The 16072-nt window shown below is 49.9% G+C and carries 16 protein-coding genes; 12 read left to right on the top strand and 4 right to left on the bottom strand.

The features are described from left to right. Window positions 1-223 precede the first annotated feature (223 nt). From B153_RS0117685 to B153_RS0117740, 12 genes are all read left to right on the top strand, one after another. Window positions 224-1411 carry a helix-turn-helix domain-containing protein gene (locus B153_RS0117685; protein WP_020598073.1) on the top strand — a complete coding sequence of 396 codons (1188 nt, stop codon included), beginning with the start codon at window positions 224-226 and terminating at the stop codon, window positions 1409-1411. A gap of 312 nt (window positions 1412-1723) precedes the next feature. Next, the gene (truA, locus tag B153_RS0117690; RefSeq protein ID WP_020598074.1) at window positions 1724-2485 is read left to right on the top strand and encodes a tRNA pseudouridine(38-40) synthase TruA; all 762 of its coding nucleotides are present in this window, start codon (window positions 1724-1726) and stop codon (window positions 2483-2485) included. Between the two features lie 97 nt (window positions 2486-2582). Further along, on the top strand, window positions 2583-3188 hold the full coding sequence (locus B153_RS0117695; protein WP_026262240.1) for a nucleotidyltransferase family protein: 606 nt from the start codon (window positions 2583-2585) through the stop codon (window positions 3186-3188). A 93-nt stretch (window positions 3189-3281) separates the two neighbouring features. Continuing rightward, window positions 3282-3863, top strand: a complete 582-nt coding sequence (locus tag B153_RS0117700; protein ID WP_020598076.1) for a DinB family protein — start codon at window positions 3282-3284, stop codon at window positions 3861-3863. Between the two features lie 9 nt (window positions 3864-3872). Further along, entirely contained in the window at window positions 3873-4082 is a 210-nt protein-coding gene (locus B153_RS0117705) for a hypothetical protein (protein WP_020598077.1), read from the top strand. Next, window positions 4079-4522 (top strand): type II toxin-antitoxin system VapC family toxin, encoded by a 444-nt coding sequence (locus tag B153_RS0117710; protein WP_020598078.1) that lies wholly within the window; start codon window positions 4079-4081, stop codon window positions 4520-4522. Before B153_RS0117705 ends, B153_RS0117710 begins: the two co-directional genes overlap by 4 nt. Before the next feature lie 24 nt (window positions 4523-4546). Next, window positions 4547-6868, top strand: a complete 2322-nt coding sequence (locus B153_RS0117715) for a glycoside hydrolase family 65 protein (protein ID WP_020598079.1) — start codon at window positions 4547-4549, stop codon at window positions 6866-6868. Window positions 6869-7150: 282 nt separating this feature from the next. Continuing rightward, a complete protein-coding gene (locus tag B153_RS0117720) occupies window positions 7151-8482 on the top strand; it encodes a sensor histidine kinase (protein ID WP_020598080.1) in 1332 nt (443 codons plus the stop codon). Between the two features lie 192 nt (window positions 8483-8674). Further along, window positions 8675-9022 carry a hypothetical protein gene (locus B153_RS35380; protein WP_020598081.1) on the top strand — a complete coding sequence of 116 codons (348 nt, stop codon included), beginning with the start codon at window positions 8675-8677 and terminating at the stop codon, window positions 9020-9022. A gap of 112 nt (window positions 9023-9134) precedes the next feature. Next, window positions 9135-10157 (top strand): hypothetical protein, encoded by a 1023-nt coding sequence (locus B153_RS0117730; protein WP_157634734.1) that lies wholly within the window; start codon window positions 9135-9137, stop codon window positions 10155-10157. Continuing rightward, window positions 10120-12558: a hypothetical protein gene (locus tag B153_RS0117735; RefSeq protein WP_157634735.1), complete on the top strand. Its 2439-nt coding sequence runs from the start codon at window positions 10120-10122 to the stop codon at window positions 12556-12558. Before B153_RS0117730 ends, B153_RS0117735 begins: the two co-directional genes overlap by 38 nt. Window positions 12559-12613: 55 nt before the next feature. Beyond that, window positions 12614-13258: a class I SAM-dependent methyltransferase gene (locus tag B153_RS0117740; protein ID WP_020598084.1), complete on the top strand. Its 645-nt coding sequence runs from the start codon at window positions 12614-12616 to the stop codon at window positions 13256-13258. 18 nt (window positions 13259-13276) lie between these two features. On the opposite strand, the gene B153_RS0117745 is transcribed toward B153_RS0117740, so the two are convergent. Genes B153_RS0117745 through B153_RS0117760 form a run of 4 tightly spaced genes read right to left on the bottom strand, consistent with a single transcriptional unit; the run spans window position 13277 to window position 16028 of the window. Further along, window positions 13277-14008: a hypothetical protein gene (locus B153_RS0117745; protein ID WP_020598085.1), complete on the bottom strand. Its 732-nt coding sequence runs from the start codon at window positions 14006-14008 to the stop codon at window positions 13277-13279. Between the two features lie 23 nt (window positions 14009-14031). Beyond that, window positions 14032-15117, bottom strand: a complete 1086-nt coding sequence (locus tag B153_RS0117750; protein WP_020598086.1) for an AMP-binding protein — start codon at window positions 15115-15117, stop codon at window positions 14032-14034. Window positions 15118-15126: 9 nt separating this feature from the next. Then, entirely contained in the window at window positions 15127-15546 is a 420-nt protein-coding gene (locus B153_RS0117755; protein ID WP_020598087.1) for a ribosomal maturation YjgA family protein, read from the bottom strand. Window positions 15547-15560: 14 nt separating this feature from the next. Further along, window positions 15561-16028 carry a QcrA and Rieske domain-containing protein gene (locus B153_RS0117760; RefSeq protein ID WP_026262241.1) on the bottom strand — a complete coding sequence of 156 codons (468 nt, stop codon included), beginning with the start codon at window positions 16026-16028 and terminating at the stop codon, window positions 15561-15563. Window positions 16029-16072 lie beyond the last annotated feature (44 nt).

The following is a 16072-nucleotide window of genomic DNA, read 5'->3' on the forward strand; positions in this document are numbered from 1 at the left end:
ACGTTGTAAATATCCGTTTACTATGGGCTTGCTATGGGCTTGCTCATTCGTCTGTTCATCTATACGACGGGTTTGAAATGAACCGCTTAACCCGAAAAAGGATAACCAGTAAACGGAAAAGCGTAAACGGACTACTTTTTACGATAAAAATACAAAATAATGGTTGATATGGATTTACAGGATGAATCGTTTATCTTAGCTGAAACTTTATCACCAATACTGGATGTCGCTCGTTAGTGATAATATCCGCTACCTGCGTAAGCTCAATGGGCTGACCCAGGAGCAGTTCTCCCGAAAGATTAATATAAAGCGTTCACTGTTAGGGGCTTACGAGGAGGGTCGTGCCAACCCAAATCAGCAGAATATGCAGGCTATTGCCAGAGCCTTCAATACAACCGTTGAATTATTGACGCGGCAGGATCTACGGAAAATCCGCGAAACGCCTAATTTAAGTATCCCACTCGGGCAATCGGCCAAACCAATCGATTCGCGGTCATCGACTATTCGAACCGACGGCAAGCTTGATGCGGACGAAAATGATCCATTTCAGCACCCTGATTTTCCGGATATTTTTACTCAGCCATCCCCTTCGGCACCTGAACCACAGCCCCTGTCGTCGGTGCTGAATAAGTATTACAAAACACAGGAGGAGCCTCGCCGTTCAACCGACCATGCTTTGCCGGGGCCACCTGTAATTACCTCACCGATCCGGCCGGAGCCAGCCCGGCAATCAGCCTCGTATCAGTCGGTGCAGCCGGGCCCTCGAACCCCGAATGCGCCCGTACAACCTGCTGTCGATGAGTTGTTTGGTCAGCCTGCGAGTTCGCGTCCTGCCATGCCTGCTTCCCGACAGGAGGAGCCCATGACATTCAACAACGTATACAAGGAATCGTTTGGGTCGGTGCAAACGACGGCGGGTTCGCAAACGATCGCTTCCAGTATTCCGGTAGTCATGCAACGATTGTTTGGGGAGTACCGACAGCGGTACCAGCAGTCTGATTTCATCTATCGATTGCCTGCTATGCAACTGCCAACCTTACCCGAGGGGCATTACCGCGCCTTTGAAGCTGGTGACGATTTTGCATTTCCAGGGGCCTTACTGGTTGGGCGATTCATTCGGAACTGGTTCGATATTGCGGATGGAAAACAGTATGTGCTGTTGGTAGCGCATCCTTCGGTGGGAACTGGTATCTGTTGCCGACGGGTCTATAATCAGGTAAAAATAAAAGGTACACTGTTGCTGACTGCCGACCGGGCTGATATTCCTAACCATGAGATTGCTCTGAAAGACGTATTGGAAGTTTGGGAAATCTGTGCCTTTGTAAGTCAGACCATGCCCCCGCCACCGCCCAATACAGATCGGCTTCGGCAACTCATAGACGAGATGCGGTTCGAAGTGGAACGGCTCTAACAACTAGTGACGGCTAGCCTGTAAAGGGGAAATAGTGGCCTAATGGCCTAATTATTTACTTTTTTGGTACATTTACATAAACTCTATCTAACGAATAGTAGTTAGGGAGTATAACAAAGCGACAACCTGCTTTGAAAAGTAAATTAGCGGTGCTCGGTACGAAATCTGATCAACGAAGGGGCTTCGTCCCTTGATTTCTTATCGATTTTTCGGCCCTTCCTCCTGGTGTAGTGGGGCTTTGGACACCGAATTTATACGGATACCAAAGCCCCTGCTACTCAGATCCAACGCTCAGTCCGTATTTTTGCGACTATGCGTTATTTTCTTCAACTGGCGTATCGAGGTACCCATTACCACGGCTGGCAACGTCAACCGAATGGGGTGAGTGTTCAGGAAGTGCTCGAAACAGCCCTTTCGACCGTATTGCGACAGCCAATCGCTATTGTCGGGAGCGGTCGAACCGATGCGGGGGTTCATGCTCGTGAGCAATTTGCTCATTTTGAAACCGAAGCTCCGTTGCCTTCACATTTGCTTCGTTCCTTGAACAGCCTGATTCCGCCCGATATAGCCGTATACGACTGCTTCCCGGTGCGAGCCGACGACCATGCTCGTTATACGGCTACCTCCCGCTATTATCAATATCAGATTATCCGACGGAAAGATCCATTTCAGGAAGGGCTGGCTTATGTGTTTACACCGTCACTGGCTGTAGACCAAATGAACGAAGCTGCGTCCATCCTGGTGAATCATACGGATTTCGAAAGTTTTAGCAAAGTGAAAACCGATGTCAGGACGTTCAACTGTCTGATCGACTGGGCCTATTGGGAGCAAAAATCAAACGAAGATTTAGTGTTTCACATTCGGGCCAATCGATTCCTGCATGGTATGGTACGGGCTATTGTCGGCACGCTCCTGGCCGTAGGGCAGGAGCGACTTAGTGTGGCCGATTTTGAGACGATCATCCAGGCCCGCGATCGCAGACGGGCTGGGCGTGCTGCTCCTGCCGAGGGGCTGGCGTTGGTACAGGTTGGGTATCCTGAGGAAGTATTTAGTAAAAAAGGAGTGAGTAGTTAGGAGCGAGGAGGTAGCCTGGCCGACGTAAAGTATTGTGTTGTGCCAGCTTTTCACGCTTTCACTGTTTTTAGATATATTGAAGCAAAAACAAAATCTTTTGAGAATAGGAACCATCATATTAGCGGCTGGTGATTCGTCTCGTATGGGGGGCGAACCTAAGCAATTGCTGCTCTACAAAGGGCAGACCCTTATTCGACGGGTTACAGAAAGTGCTCTAGCCCTGCAACGCGGGCCCGTTGTGGTCGTACTTGGGGCCAATCGCGAACAGATCATACCGGAACTGGCAGGCTTACCGATCACCGTTATCGACAACCCGGGCTGGTCGACAGGGCAGGCATCGTCACTCAAAACGGGATTAGCGGCCCTCTATCTGACCCACAAGGATATGGACGGTGTGTTGGTTTTGCATACCGATCAACCCCTGGTATCGCTGGGGCTACTCCTGCACATGCTTGACATCCGTAGCGAATCGGGCAAAGGGATTATCGCCTGCCGATACGGTACACAGATTGGCGTGCCCGCCATCTTTAATCGCGACTATATAACCGAACTGCTGCAGATGGATGGGGATAAAAGCCTGCAATGGGTTATTGTTCGCCACCGCAACGATTGCGCCGAAGTGCCCTTTGAAGCGGGTTCCATCGACCTGAATACCAAACGGGATGTGGAGCAGTTTCAACAGGCTCATATGCAGGCCCAATAAATTTGATCGACCCAAAGACAGGTAAGGTATACAGCGATTTATCGATATATTGCTGGTCTATCACCGTTTTTTGTGACCCTGCGTTAATACCCTATGCAAAAACTCACGACGGCTCATGAGCTGCAAACACGCCTTTCGGCAGTTTTGCAAACTGTAGAACAGGAATTTGCTTCGATGTCAGACCAGCAGCTTCGCTGGAAACCCGCGCCCGAACGCTGGAGTATTATTGAGTGCCTGCAGCATCTGAACCTGGCCGAACGATTCTACATTCGAAACATACAGCATAAAGTGGACAAACTGGGATTGGTTCAAACGACGCCAACTGACCAGACCCTGCAAAGCGACTGGGTGGGAAAGGCGTTGTTGTTTGCGGTGGACCCTCAGGTAAAACTAAAGCTGCCTGCCCCCGGTATGGTTCGACCCCGATCGGCTGCCGATTTAATTCCGGCTGATGTAATCGGGCAATTTATGAACTTACAAACTCTGCTGCGAGACCTGTTAGCGAAAGCTGTATACCTCGACTGGAATCGGGATAAAGTCATGACCTTATTTGGGAACTGGCTCAAAATCCGGTTGGGGGATGCGTTTCTGATGTTGCTGGCTCATACCGAACGGCATCTGAAACAAGCCCTGCGAGTTAAAGCAGAAATGGGTACTTTTGCTCAGTCTAAATGAAAACTGTTTATGAGCCTGAAAGAACAAGTATCTTCTCAGTTGAATCAACTGTCAGAAGCAGAACTGGCAAAGGTTTCACAGTATATCATAGAATTAAAGGGACAGTTGCCTCCACGGCGTGTTAAGAATGACGCGTATTTGGATGTGCGGAAAGCATTTAAAGATGTTAGCGGTTCTATGAGTCAGTTTATTATTGATGAACGTGAAGATCGATTATGATTTATTTCTTTGATTCGTCGGCATTAGTAAAATATTATACAAATGAAAAAGGCAGTGAACAGGTAACCGCAATTATTCAGGACCCTGATACCTACCTGTTTATTTCGCAATTGGCTTGTATTGAAATCAAGAGTTCTCTAGCCACTAAATGCCGAACAAATCAAATCAACCTTCAGGAATGGCAAAGTGCTATGCAGGCATTTGAGCAATCATTAACTAATTTCTATATCGAACCAATTAGTGAAGCAATTTGTCGGTCCGCCGAGCAGTTGATTCAGACATTTGCTGTACGATATGCATTACGAACATTAGATGCCATTCAATTAGCAACGTTTCGACAACTTCCATATTCAACCGTGATTTTGGCTAGTGCTGATGAACGCTTAAATGGTTTGGCTCGTGAATTGGCATACATAACCTGGAACCCAAATGCCCTGTAAGTTAGCGTATAACCTATGATTTGAATGAAACACTATTTGACCCAAGACCCCTGGAACATCGTTGAAGAAAGTTTTCACCGCGACTATAACGAAATTACCGAAAGCCTGATGTCGATCGGTAATGGCCGATTAGGTCAGCGGGGAAATTTTGAGGAAAAATTTACCGGAAAGACCCTGCAGGGTAACTACGTGGCGGGGGTCTATTACCCCGACAAAACCCGTGTAGGCTGGTGGAAAAACGGTTACCCCGAATACTTTGCCAAAGTTCTGAACGCAGCCAACTGGATTGGTATCGACATCGATATTGAGTACGAAACCCTCGATCTGGCCCATTGTGAGGTTCGCGATTTTCGTCGGGTGTTGAACATGCAGGAAGGCTTCCTGGAGCGTTCGTTTATCGCCCGGCTCAAAAGTGGCAAAGAAGTGCAGGTCGTAGCCAAACGGTTCTGTTCAATTGTTGATGATGAATCAGGGGCCATTCGGTATGCCCTGAAACCCCTGAACTTCGACGCCAAAATCACGATAACCCCCTACATCGATGGCGACATCCGGAATCGTGATGCCAACTACGACGAGACCTTCTGGGATGAAGTTCGTAAGGAAACCGGGTATGGTGAAGCATACATCGAATTACGGACCCGTAAAACAGGCTTTCACGTGGCTACGGGTATGTGCGTGGAGATTGAGCAGGATGGCGTACGGGTCGATTATCAGTCGCAGCCGATCAAGTATGAGAAATATGTAGCCAACCGCATTACACTCGACTGTCGGCAGGGGCAGGAAACGGTTATTTATAAATACGGAGTCAACCTCTCGTCGCTGAACTATGATTCGGATACCATCATCAAAGATGCCCGGCTGTATATCCAGCGGATCACGCGTAAGGGCTTCGATAAAATGCTGTTTGAGCAGAAGCAGGCCTGGGCCGATAAGTGGAAAATGGCGGATATCGTAATCGAGGGCGACATTGCGGCTCAGCAGGGTATCCGGTTCAACATCTTTCAGTTGAATCAGACGTACACCGGCGAAGACGAGCGGCTCAACATTGGCCCGAAAGGCTTTACGGGCGAAAAATATGGTGGTTCAACCTATTGGGATACAGAAGCCTATTGTTTACCCTTCTACCTGGCTACGGCCGATCAGAAAGTGGCCAGAAACCTGTTGATTTATCGGTATAAACAATTAGGTAAAGCCATCGAAAATGCGCAGAAACTAGGGTTCCGGGCCGGAGCGGCCCTGTATCCGATGGTGACCATGAATGGTGAAGAGTGCCATAACGAATGGGAGATTACGTTTGAAGAAATACACCGGAATGGGGCCATTGCCTATGCCATTTACGATTATGTGCGGTATACAGGCGATGACCAGTATCTGGTCGATTATGGGCTGGAAGTCCTGATTGCCATCAGTCGGTTCTGGAGCCAGCGGGTCAACTGGTCGAAGGCCAAAGAAAAGTACGTGATGCTGGGTGTAACAGGCCCAAATGAGTACGAAAACAACGTCAATAACAACTGGTATACCAACTACATTGCCGCCTGGACCCTCCGGTACACCTCCGAATCGGTGGCGAAGGTAAAAGAACTGGATTCGGTAAAATACGCTGAACTGATCGACCGGATTCATTTCCGCGAAGAGAAAGAGCTGGCCACGGCCCGGCAGATCATCGACAAAATGTACCTGCCATCTGATGAATCGCTCGGGGTATTTTTGCAGCAGGAAGGGTTTCTGGATAAAGACCTCATGCCCGTGACGGATATTCCGAAAGGGCAGCGACCCATCAACCAGAACTGGTCGTGGGATCGGATTCTGCGGTCCTGTTTCATCAAGCAGGCCGATGTACTACAGGGGATTTACTTCTTTGAAGATGAGTTCGACACCGATACGCTCCGGCGTAACTTCGCGTTTTACGAGCCCATGACGGTCCACGAATCGTCGCTCTCGCCCTGCGTACACAGCATTTTAGCGTCGAAGCTGGGGCTGAAAGAAAAAGCGTATGAAATGTATCTGCGTACCGCCCGGCTCGATCTGGACGATTACAACAATGATACCGAAGATGGGTGCCACATCACCAGTATGGCTGGTACCTGGCTGGCCGTGGTGAAAGGCTTCGGTGGGCTGCGGGTCGAAAATCAGCAATTGGTATTGAACCCGTATTGCCCCGATAACTGGGCTGGCTTCTCGTTTAAGATTCGATTCCGTGATGCCCTGCTGGCGGTAACGACTACGCAGGCCGATGTTACGGTACATAATTTTTCTGCGGGGCCAATAACCCTATGTCTGCTTGGAAAAGAGGTTGTCATAAACCCAGAGAGCAAAAAAACAGTTGGCAATAAAGTAAGCGCTTGAGCAACTGATAAGGGATAATTCATACTCGAAAATGGGTTTTCTGAGCTGTTCGGCTACAGGAAGCCCATTTTTTTTAGTGCCGTTCAAATGATGAAATACTTGGCGTTCATGGGTTCGGGGTTTACTAAATTTGCCGAATGTTTTAACAGGAGCCGAATGCAGGTTCATCCCCACTTTATGACGCTTCATAAGCCGGATGGTCCGGTTCATCCGGAAAAAGATTGACGCATTTTACCGAAAATGGCCATTTTAAGCACTTTTACCTAACTGAGATCGTACTTCATGACATTTACCACCTGGAATCTGCTGTTTACGGGTATGGTCAGCTCGATTTTAATGCTGAACATCGTACAGTGGGGCATTTACCGTGAGCGTCTCTATGGCCTTTACACGCTGTATATGCTGGCCTGGTTGGTGTATTTTAGTTTGCGGGTGGCCGAGATTTACCATTACGTGTCGAATAGCACCTGGTACTTTGTTCGGGTTGCTGCGCCCATGTTTGCCTATTTTGTCTATTTCGATTTTGCGAACGCGCTCATTCAGATACGCGACCGATTGCCGAGTCTGTTTCGATGGTTTACAGCCGCAAAGGGCCTCATCCTGGCTTATGTAGTGTTGATGGGGTTGCTTTGCTTTGTTGCTGATGCGTGGTATCCGACCCTGTATGATACTGCCCACACGGTGATGCGGCTATTTATGATCGGGCTGGCGGGGTATGGGGTCTGGCGGATCAGCCAGTTGAATGGCGTAGTACCAAAGTATGTAGCGTTGGGATCAGGATTCATTCTGGCTGGTGGAGCGGCTTCGATGCTACTGACAGCAATAGGTATGCAAATGAAAACCCCCGATTCGTTTCTGGATGCGCCACTAACCTATTTCGAGTTTGGTATACTGGCCGAGTTGATCTGTTTTACCCTGATCTTAGGGTATCGGCAGCGAAGGGCAGCCATAAAAAGTGCCATTGTGGAGCAGCGGTTGGCCCGGGAACGGGAACAATTACAACGACAACGGCTTGAATCGGAGCTGATAACCGAGAAACTCCAGCAGCAAATGTCGGCCGTACAGATGATGGCCCTGCAATCGCAGCTTAATCCACATTTCTTGTTCAACAGCCTAAACACGTTGTCGTCGTTGATTGCCGATGATCCGCAACAGGCCGAACGATTTGTCGACGAAATGTCGAGTGTATATCGGTATCTGTTGCGCAATAATGGGAGCGAATTGACAACCCTTCAGACCGAGCTGGGCTTTGTGGAGTCATATTATCACCTACTCAAGACCCGCTATGGCGCTGGCATAAACCTGTTTAAAACCGTAGATGAGCAGTTTTTGCAGTATAAGCTTCCGCCCCTGACCCTTCAGTTGCTGCTCGAAAATGCGGTAAAACATAACATCGTTTCAGCCGATCGCCCCTTGTTAATTCATTTATCGACCAACCCCGACGGCTGGTTAAAGGTAAGCAATACACTCCAGCGAAAATCGGCTAATCGGGTCAATTCAACGCAGAAAGGGCTATTGAACATTCTCTCGAAATACCAGCTTCTGGGTCAGATGACCCCAACCGTTGAGGAAACGTCAACCGATTTTGTCGTTGCACTCCCGCTGATCAAGTGATCGAACGATGCCGTGGAGTAGATAGTGCGCGCTGAAGGATTACCACAATGACTTATTCGGGATTTTCGCTTTCGCCTGTAAACGGTTTGCTTTTCTGTACCAGCTATTCAGACAAGATTGCCAGCTACTAAATGGGGCTGGATGATACCGGTATTGCCCACCTAGCTTTGCTGCTGACAAACACAACGACCAATGAATGAATTTTTTTCGCCCGATCAGCGCTATAAAGTAAGTTTGGCCAGTAACGAAATACGAATGAGCCACTGGATCGATCAACCTTACCTGATACGGGTGAGCGACAACGTAACCTTGTTTAGTCTCGACTCGCTTTGGTCGGGCGATGATGTGAAATGGATTAACCCTTCGACCGTTACGATGCACCTTCGGCTCTATCCGGGTTTACTGTCCTGTGAAGTAACCCTGGATGCTGAGACAAATCAGGGTTGGGTAAAGGGCCAGCCAGGTGCCATGATCGGTACATTGCCCGAGGTTCGGCAATGGATCAATAATCTGAAAAATCCATCCAGACTATATCGGTAACGAATGATAGAACACGAATTGTCAGGATTAACACAGATCTTTATCAATGGTAAAAACCCGTGTTCTATAAATAATTGCATAGCTACGCCAAATGGGTAAACGGAAACGTTTTTTGGTAAACAGATATAGCCTGGTAGCGGTAAGTTTAGCCCTGTTTTCCTGCCAGCCAACCGATTCCCCAAAACAGCTTACCACCGCGTTTTATCACTGGAAGTCAACCTATAACCCTGACCCCTCAGAGCTGGAACTATGCAGGGATGCGCAGGTTAAAAAGGTATATCTGCACCTGTTCGATGTGGATTGGGAGGTGAAAACCCAACAGGCTATTCCTAAGGCATTGGTTCGATTTCGGCAAAAGCCGATTGGGACCATTGTGCCAGTCGTGTTCATTACCAATCGTACCTTACTGAATCAATCGTCGGCAGGATTACCGGAACTGGCTACGCATATTGCCGAAACCATCCGGCGAATCGGTCAGCAGCAAGGGATTACGTTTCGGGAGGTGCAGTTCGACTGCGACTGGAGTACGCGCACCCGCGATCGCTATTTCCGCCTACTGAATCTGTTGACAACTCAGCTTCGCTGTCCGATTTCGGCTACCATTCGCCTGCATCAGATCAAATACACGGACCAGACGGGTATACCGCCTGTAAGCCGGGGCATGCTCATGCTCTACAATGTGGCCGACTGGAAACGGGCGGATACCCGAAACTCCATCTATGATGCCGATGTGGCAAACCAGTACCTATCGTTCGTAAAGGCCTACCCCTTACCCCTCGATCTGGTACTCCCGTTGTTTCGCTGGACCGTCGTGTATCGAAACGGGCGCTTTCTGACGTTTTTAAATAACGTGGATCGGCAGATGCTGGTAAACCGCCCGTTCCTGTCGACACAGCCCGATCGCTCCCGTTTTGTAGCCAATCGCGATACATCCGATTTTGGGTTTTCTATCCGCCGGGGTGACCAGTTTCGAACCGAGTCTGTGTCCCCCGAAGTCCTGTTGGCAGAAAAAGAGCGGGTTCTTCGGCAGATTAGAAACCCGTCCGTTACTTTTGCTTTATACCACCTCGATTCTACCGTTTTAGCGGCTTATTCTCGTGAAACCATCCAAACCCTCCTCCGTCCGATTCCGTAAAATTGCCCTTTCTGTAGCTGTACTACTGGGGTTTGCCTGTGGCCCCTCGTTCGATCCAAACGAGTTTATGAGTTTTTTTCAACCCGAATCGGCTACGATGTTACCGAGCGATCGGGGATTTGTTTTTTCTCCCCAACTCTATGCCGATAACGAATGGGGTACGTATGAAGACTCCCTCGTGATCGATGACAATGTGCGGGCCTGGGTTGCGTATGCCGGAGGGAAGCTGGCCGAAACCGAAGTCAGCAAGGCACTTTACAATGAAGAGCCTGAAGCCGTTTCGAAGTTGACATCAGCCCTGGAAAAGTCTAAAGCGCCTGCCGTATCGTACCTGAAATTCGCCTGGTCGGCCGATGATGGACAGGCCAACCCCTGGTCAACTGATGCTGCCCCTATTGACAGTGCACGACTACCACAGCTTTTAGAGGAAGCAAAAACAGCTTACAAAACCACGAACGATGATTTTTTGAAGGAACGGTATGCGTTTCAGGCGGTAAAACTAGCGTGCGAACTAGCCAATTATAAACAGGCAGCCCAGTTGTACGATCAGCTTGTAAAGCCTTTGCCTACGAAAACGTTCATGAGCGACTGGGCGCTCTGCCGACGGGCGGGAGCGACACTGGCGTTGGGCGATACGTCGCAGGCAATTTATGAGTTTGCGCAGGTGTTCGATCGGTGCCCGTCGCGACGGAGAGCTGCCGAAACGAGCCTGCGAAAATATGGAATCAAGTTTCGTGACGATGCCTTGCAATACGCCAAAACGGATAGGGAGCGAGCAGCCGTTTATGCGCTATGTGCCATTCAGCCGGGGCAGGATGCACTGGAACTACTAAAGGCGCTGGTACACCTGGCACCTAAAAATCCGCTGGTCGAGCTGGTCATGGCGCGGGAAATAAACCGGAATGAGTATTATTTCTTCATGGATGGGCCGGAGTATATGCATAGTACCTCTAGTTCCGAACCTGATTCGGTTGGATTCGTAGGCCGGCGGGCCGAGTCGGTTTCGTATTTCGATAAACTTCGGGCATTTGCGCTTGAAGCGGCCGAGAACAAGGCACTAGGCGATGGAGCCTTCTGGTACACAGCGGCTGCCTATCTGGACTATATCGGGAAAGACTATAAAGCCGCGCAAACGCATCTGGATCAGGCCACTCAGTTCCCAACCAGCAATCCGAATCTGAAAAAGCAGATTGCCTTACAGCGTATGCTGCTACTGGCTGCCCAAACCTCTTCCATGACCCCCGAGATCGAGAACCAGTTGATTGGCTATCTGGAAGCGTTTGATACTACCCAGAGCTTTCGACTGAACAACGCGTTTGTGGCGACCTGCAAACAATTTGCGTCCATATATCAGCAGAAAGTAGACGCTAAACGTGGGTGGTTCGCCAGTTGTACGCGCTCAAAAACACCCGAGGTTGACGGCCCGAGCCAGGCAAAAGCGTATTTACTGACCATGCTGACGACAAAGGGGAACGGTGATTTTTCGAGTATTGCTGACCCGATTGCTATTGAAGATTCGGTTCCGTCGTCCACCGTTCGGCAGACACTTGCTTATATGAGTCAGACGAGCCAGACCGACTTCGACAAACGGCTGTTAAAACTCTCGGGCCTGACCAACGATCACCTGAATCTGCTCCTGGGTAGACGGCTGATGATGGAACATCAATATGCCGAAGCTGCCGACGCATTCACCAAAGTCGACCCCAAAACCTGGACGGACGATGCCTTCTCTACCTTCTTTACCCGCAACCCATTTGCTGTAAAAATGCCCCGTTTGCTGGCAAAGAACATAAACTTTCCCGCCGAGCCTGAAGACAATCCCTATACCCCTGTAACCTTTGCCCAACGTATGGCTGAACTGGAACAGCAGGCCAAAGCGGCTTCGGGCGATAAGGCGGCAGAATTGTATTATCAGTTAGGGTGCGGAGCCTGGAATATGAGCTGGTACGGCAATGCCTGGCTCGTGACAAAATCCTTCTGGAGCGCCGGAGAGCCTCCCGTTTACGATACGTCAACCAACCCCACAGAGAAGCAAAAGCGTTTCGATGAACTGATGCATACGGACTATTACACGACGACGACCGCCCGTACGTATTTCGAAAAGTCGGTGAAATCGGCTAAAACCCCCGCTCTGGCCGACCGCTCGGCGTATATGGCCGCCCGGTGTGAGGCCAATGCTTTTTCGTTGCAGAAGTCGATTGAGCAGATTCGAAATGGCTATGTATATGAGGAAGATTCAACCTTTGTGAAAAACATGCTGGGCCTACGCAAAACCAGATATGCTCAGTATTACAAAGACTTTTTTAACAATCACAGGCATGGTTCGTTCAATCAGGAGATGATTCGCGAATGTGCGATGTACCACGATTTTCTGTCGTTTGGTGAGGAGCTGGAAAAATAAGGTGGAGCTGGTTCAGCATGGGGCATCGGAAACCGACTAAATTGGTCATTTGCAGATGGGGGCCAAACAGAACGCTGGCGGAAACTTTAATGCAGTGGCGCCGATTTATGATTTCCTCGCCTTCCTTGTATTTGGAAGGAAGCTACAACAGGCGCAACTGACCTGGCTGAACCGAATTCCGACGGGGGCCACGGTGCTGCTCGTGGGGGGAGGTACGGGCTGGCTGCTTCAACAGCTATTGACGCGCTGCCAGCCGAAGCGCGTGGTATATCTGGAAACCTCATCTCAGATGCTTGCCCGTGCCAGTCAGCGTCTGTTGCGTCAGTCGGTCATTGGGACCGTCGAGTTTCGGCTGGGTGATGAAACCAGCCTGACCGATCAGGAGCCATTCGATGTGGTTCTGACGCCATTTGTATTGGACCTCTTTCCTGAATCTTTTTTGCAAAAGTCATTTGTGCCCCGACTCTACAGCGTGTTGAAACCGGGGGGCTTATGGCTGGTTACCGATTTTGTGCCTACAACGATCGGGTGGCAGCGGGCACTGCTTTGGACGATGATCCGGTTTTTTCGGCTAACGGCGGGTATTAAGATCCAACAGTTGGCCAACTGGCAACAGGTACTTGCCACCGCCAGCTTAACGGTGCGGGAGCAAAGAAGCCATCTGAAGGGAATGGTAGCTGCCGATGTTTGGGTCCGATAAGGCCCTTTTAGGCACTGCCTATAAGTTGTTAAAGAGTTTGGTTAAAGCCGGGATCGCATGGATGTCGTACCACTCGTCACCACCCAGGTTCAGCCACTGCCCGTCACGTTTTGGGCGTTTCAGCAGCGCGTCGTCAGGCGAAAAGTCATGGGCGTAGATCTTGCTCATGATTTGTTGGAGGGTTGTCCAGGGAAATGTTAGCGAACGCTCCCGTCGCTGATGCAGGCTGCGAATTGTCAGCTGTCGTTCGGCAAAAGAGCCCGTCAGATACAGTTCTGTATCGCCCTGGCGGCTGTCGAGGTTCAGGTAAATCAGTTCGAACGGGCGTTCCCGGCCCGTGATTTCATAAGTGGCCTGCATCAATTCCTGAACCAGATAGTGCCAATCGTCGATGTTGCTGGGCTGGCCTTGCTGCTTGCCGTTGGCTTCGATGGTCATGTTCCAGAAATCGTCATCTTCCTCCAGCGAATCCTCTTCCAGCGGCTGCAATTCAGTCTTTCGGATCAGGGCTGTCAGCGTATCCAGCCAGGTTTTGGGCAACTGACCTTTCCAGCTAAAGTCGTCATCACGGGTAAAACCTTCTGCCTGTAGTTCATCATCATCAATATCATCGCGGTCGGGATACGTGATTACGAGTTCAATCTGTAGGGCAGTTGAGCCAACCGGTCGGGCACTGAGCGTATAAAAATAGGCATACGGAGCCGGTAGCGAACGAGCAGTTTGATAACGAATCTGGAGGTGTTTAAACATAGATGTTGATCGAAAACCAGCCCTTAGGAGGGTGATTGTTCAAAATAATTGGCAACGGTTGCCCGACGGTCAATTTTGCCGGTTGGCGTTTCGGCAAAATTAGGGACAATAATGACATCTTTGGGAACCGCGTATCGACCAATCTGCTGGCGGATTTCGCCCTGAGCAGCTTCCCAGGCTTTTGAAAACAGGTCGGGCAGCACGAGGTTGTCATGTTCAATCAGGGCTACTACGCGCTGTCCGAGGTGGTCATCGGGCAGCCCTGCCACGATGATCCGATAGGCCAGACCATAGTTGGTTAGGGCTTGGCTGATTCGCTTCTCCACCAATTCTGGTTGGATTTTTACCCCCCCCGAATTGATGATGGTATCGGCCCGGCCCAGCAAGCGAAAATGCAGCTTATCCAGTAGGTCAACCACGTCGTTGGTTTGTATCTGCTCAAAATTGGTGGCAGCCGACGTAATGTGCAGACAGCTTCGTTCGTCGGTGCCCAGGGTTACCCCGTCCAGAGCCTGGAATACATCGGATGCACTGGGCCCATTCAGTCGGCGGAGGGCGATGTGCGAAACCGTCTCGGTCATGCCGTAGGTAGCGAAAACGGGGGCGGTGATCACTTGCAAAGACTTTTCCAGGGCAGGGCTAGTAGCTGCACCGCCCACCAGTATGGCTTTCATACCATTTAGAACAGGAAGCTTCTCGGGTGATTTTTCCAGGATGGTCTGAAGTTGCAGGGGAACCAAGGCCGTGAAGGCAAAGTGGGTTGTTGGATCTACGTGTTCAAGTGGGTTGCTGGTTGGCTCTATGATGGTCATGGGTAAGCCAAGTTCCAGCCCCCGGATGAGCATCATGATACCAGCTACGTACCGGATATTCAGGCAAACCAATGCCGAATCGCCTGTCTGCAAACCTAGTGTTTGTCCGGTAAGGTGAGCGCTGGCCTGCATCTGCGCCCGGGTTAGTCGAATGGGTTTAGGGGTTCCGGTCGAGCCTGACGTATTGAGCACAAACTCCGATTGTCCATCTTGCCAGGCTTTGCAAAAATCCAGCGCTTCTGATTCATAGGAGGTTTTAGGCTGGGGCCATTGCCCAGGTGAGGGAATGTAGAGCATACCGATGGATCAGGAATTGAAACGTTGAGATGAATAGGTAGTAGGGGTATCTGGACGAGTGGCTGACAAACGCCGTTCGGCAAAGAAACCAGCCGCAATTCCTACGGCATAACAGATTAAATCACTCCAGAGAAAACCAAAGCCTAAAACCAGGCCACCCAGCCGTGTGGATCGAACTTGATCGATCCAGGGAGCATGATACAATTGACTTCGTTCAACAGAAACGGCAAAAAGAAAAGCCATCAGCGCAATCGAGGTTGTCGATTTTCGACGGAAAATGAATCCAAACCCCAGAAAGACCATCAGGGCCCATAGGGCATCCCCTACATAATTCCTGACAAAAGCGTTATGGCTCTGAAGCGACCTCGATGCCAGCCCCAATCCTACTACACTCACCAGTAGCAGTCCATACCAAACTCGATTGCGCACGGGTTTATGGTCGCTTAATTATGGATTCGAATGGTTCCTGCTGTAAGATTGGGTTCCACAATATACTGTGTAAGTGGAACGACTGCCGGTCCGGCGATTACATCGCCATTTGTGGCGAAGCGGGAGAGGTGGAGCGGGCAATAGAACTGGTTCTCAACGGATTTGTAGACAAGCTGGGTGTTCTGATGGGTACAGTTGGCCGATACCGCTACATACTGCCCATCTTTGGTTTGCGCTACGATTACCCCATTGCTGATCACATAGCCTCCCTTTATTTTCAGATTGTCGTTGGCTCGGTCATCCAGCTTAAGGGTAAAGTCAACTTTCTGGCTGGGCGTAGGTGGGGGAGTTCCGTTCACCTGATCACTACAACCAATCATACAGCGCTTAAGTACAATGGCACCAATACTGATTCCGACTAGTCGAAAGAATTCCTGACGGTGCATTGTTGGCTGATCTGAAGGCAAAAACGTAGTATCCATAATAGTTTTGGTGTACTTTTGTGGCATTATACCGGAATCATCGG

The organism is Spirosoma panaciterrae DSM 21099 (assembly GCF_000374025.1).
Taxonomy (GTDB): Bacteria; Bacteroidota; Bacteroidia; order Cytophagales; family Spirosomataceae; genus Spirosoma; species Spirosoma panaciterrae.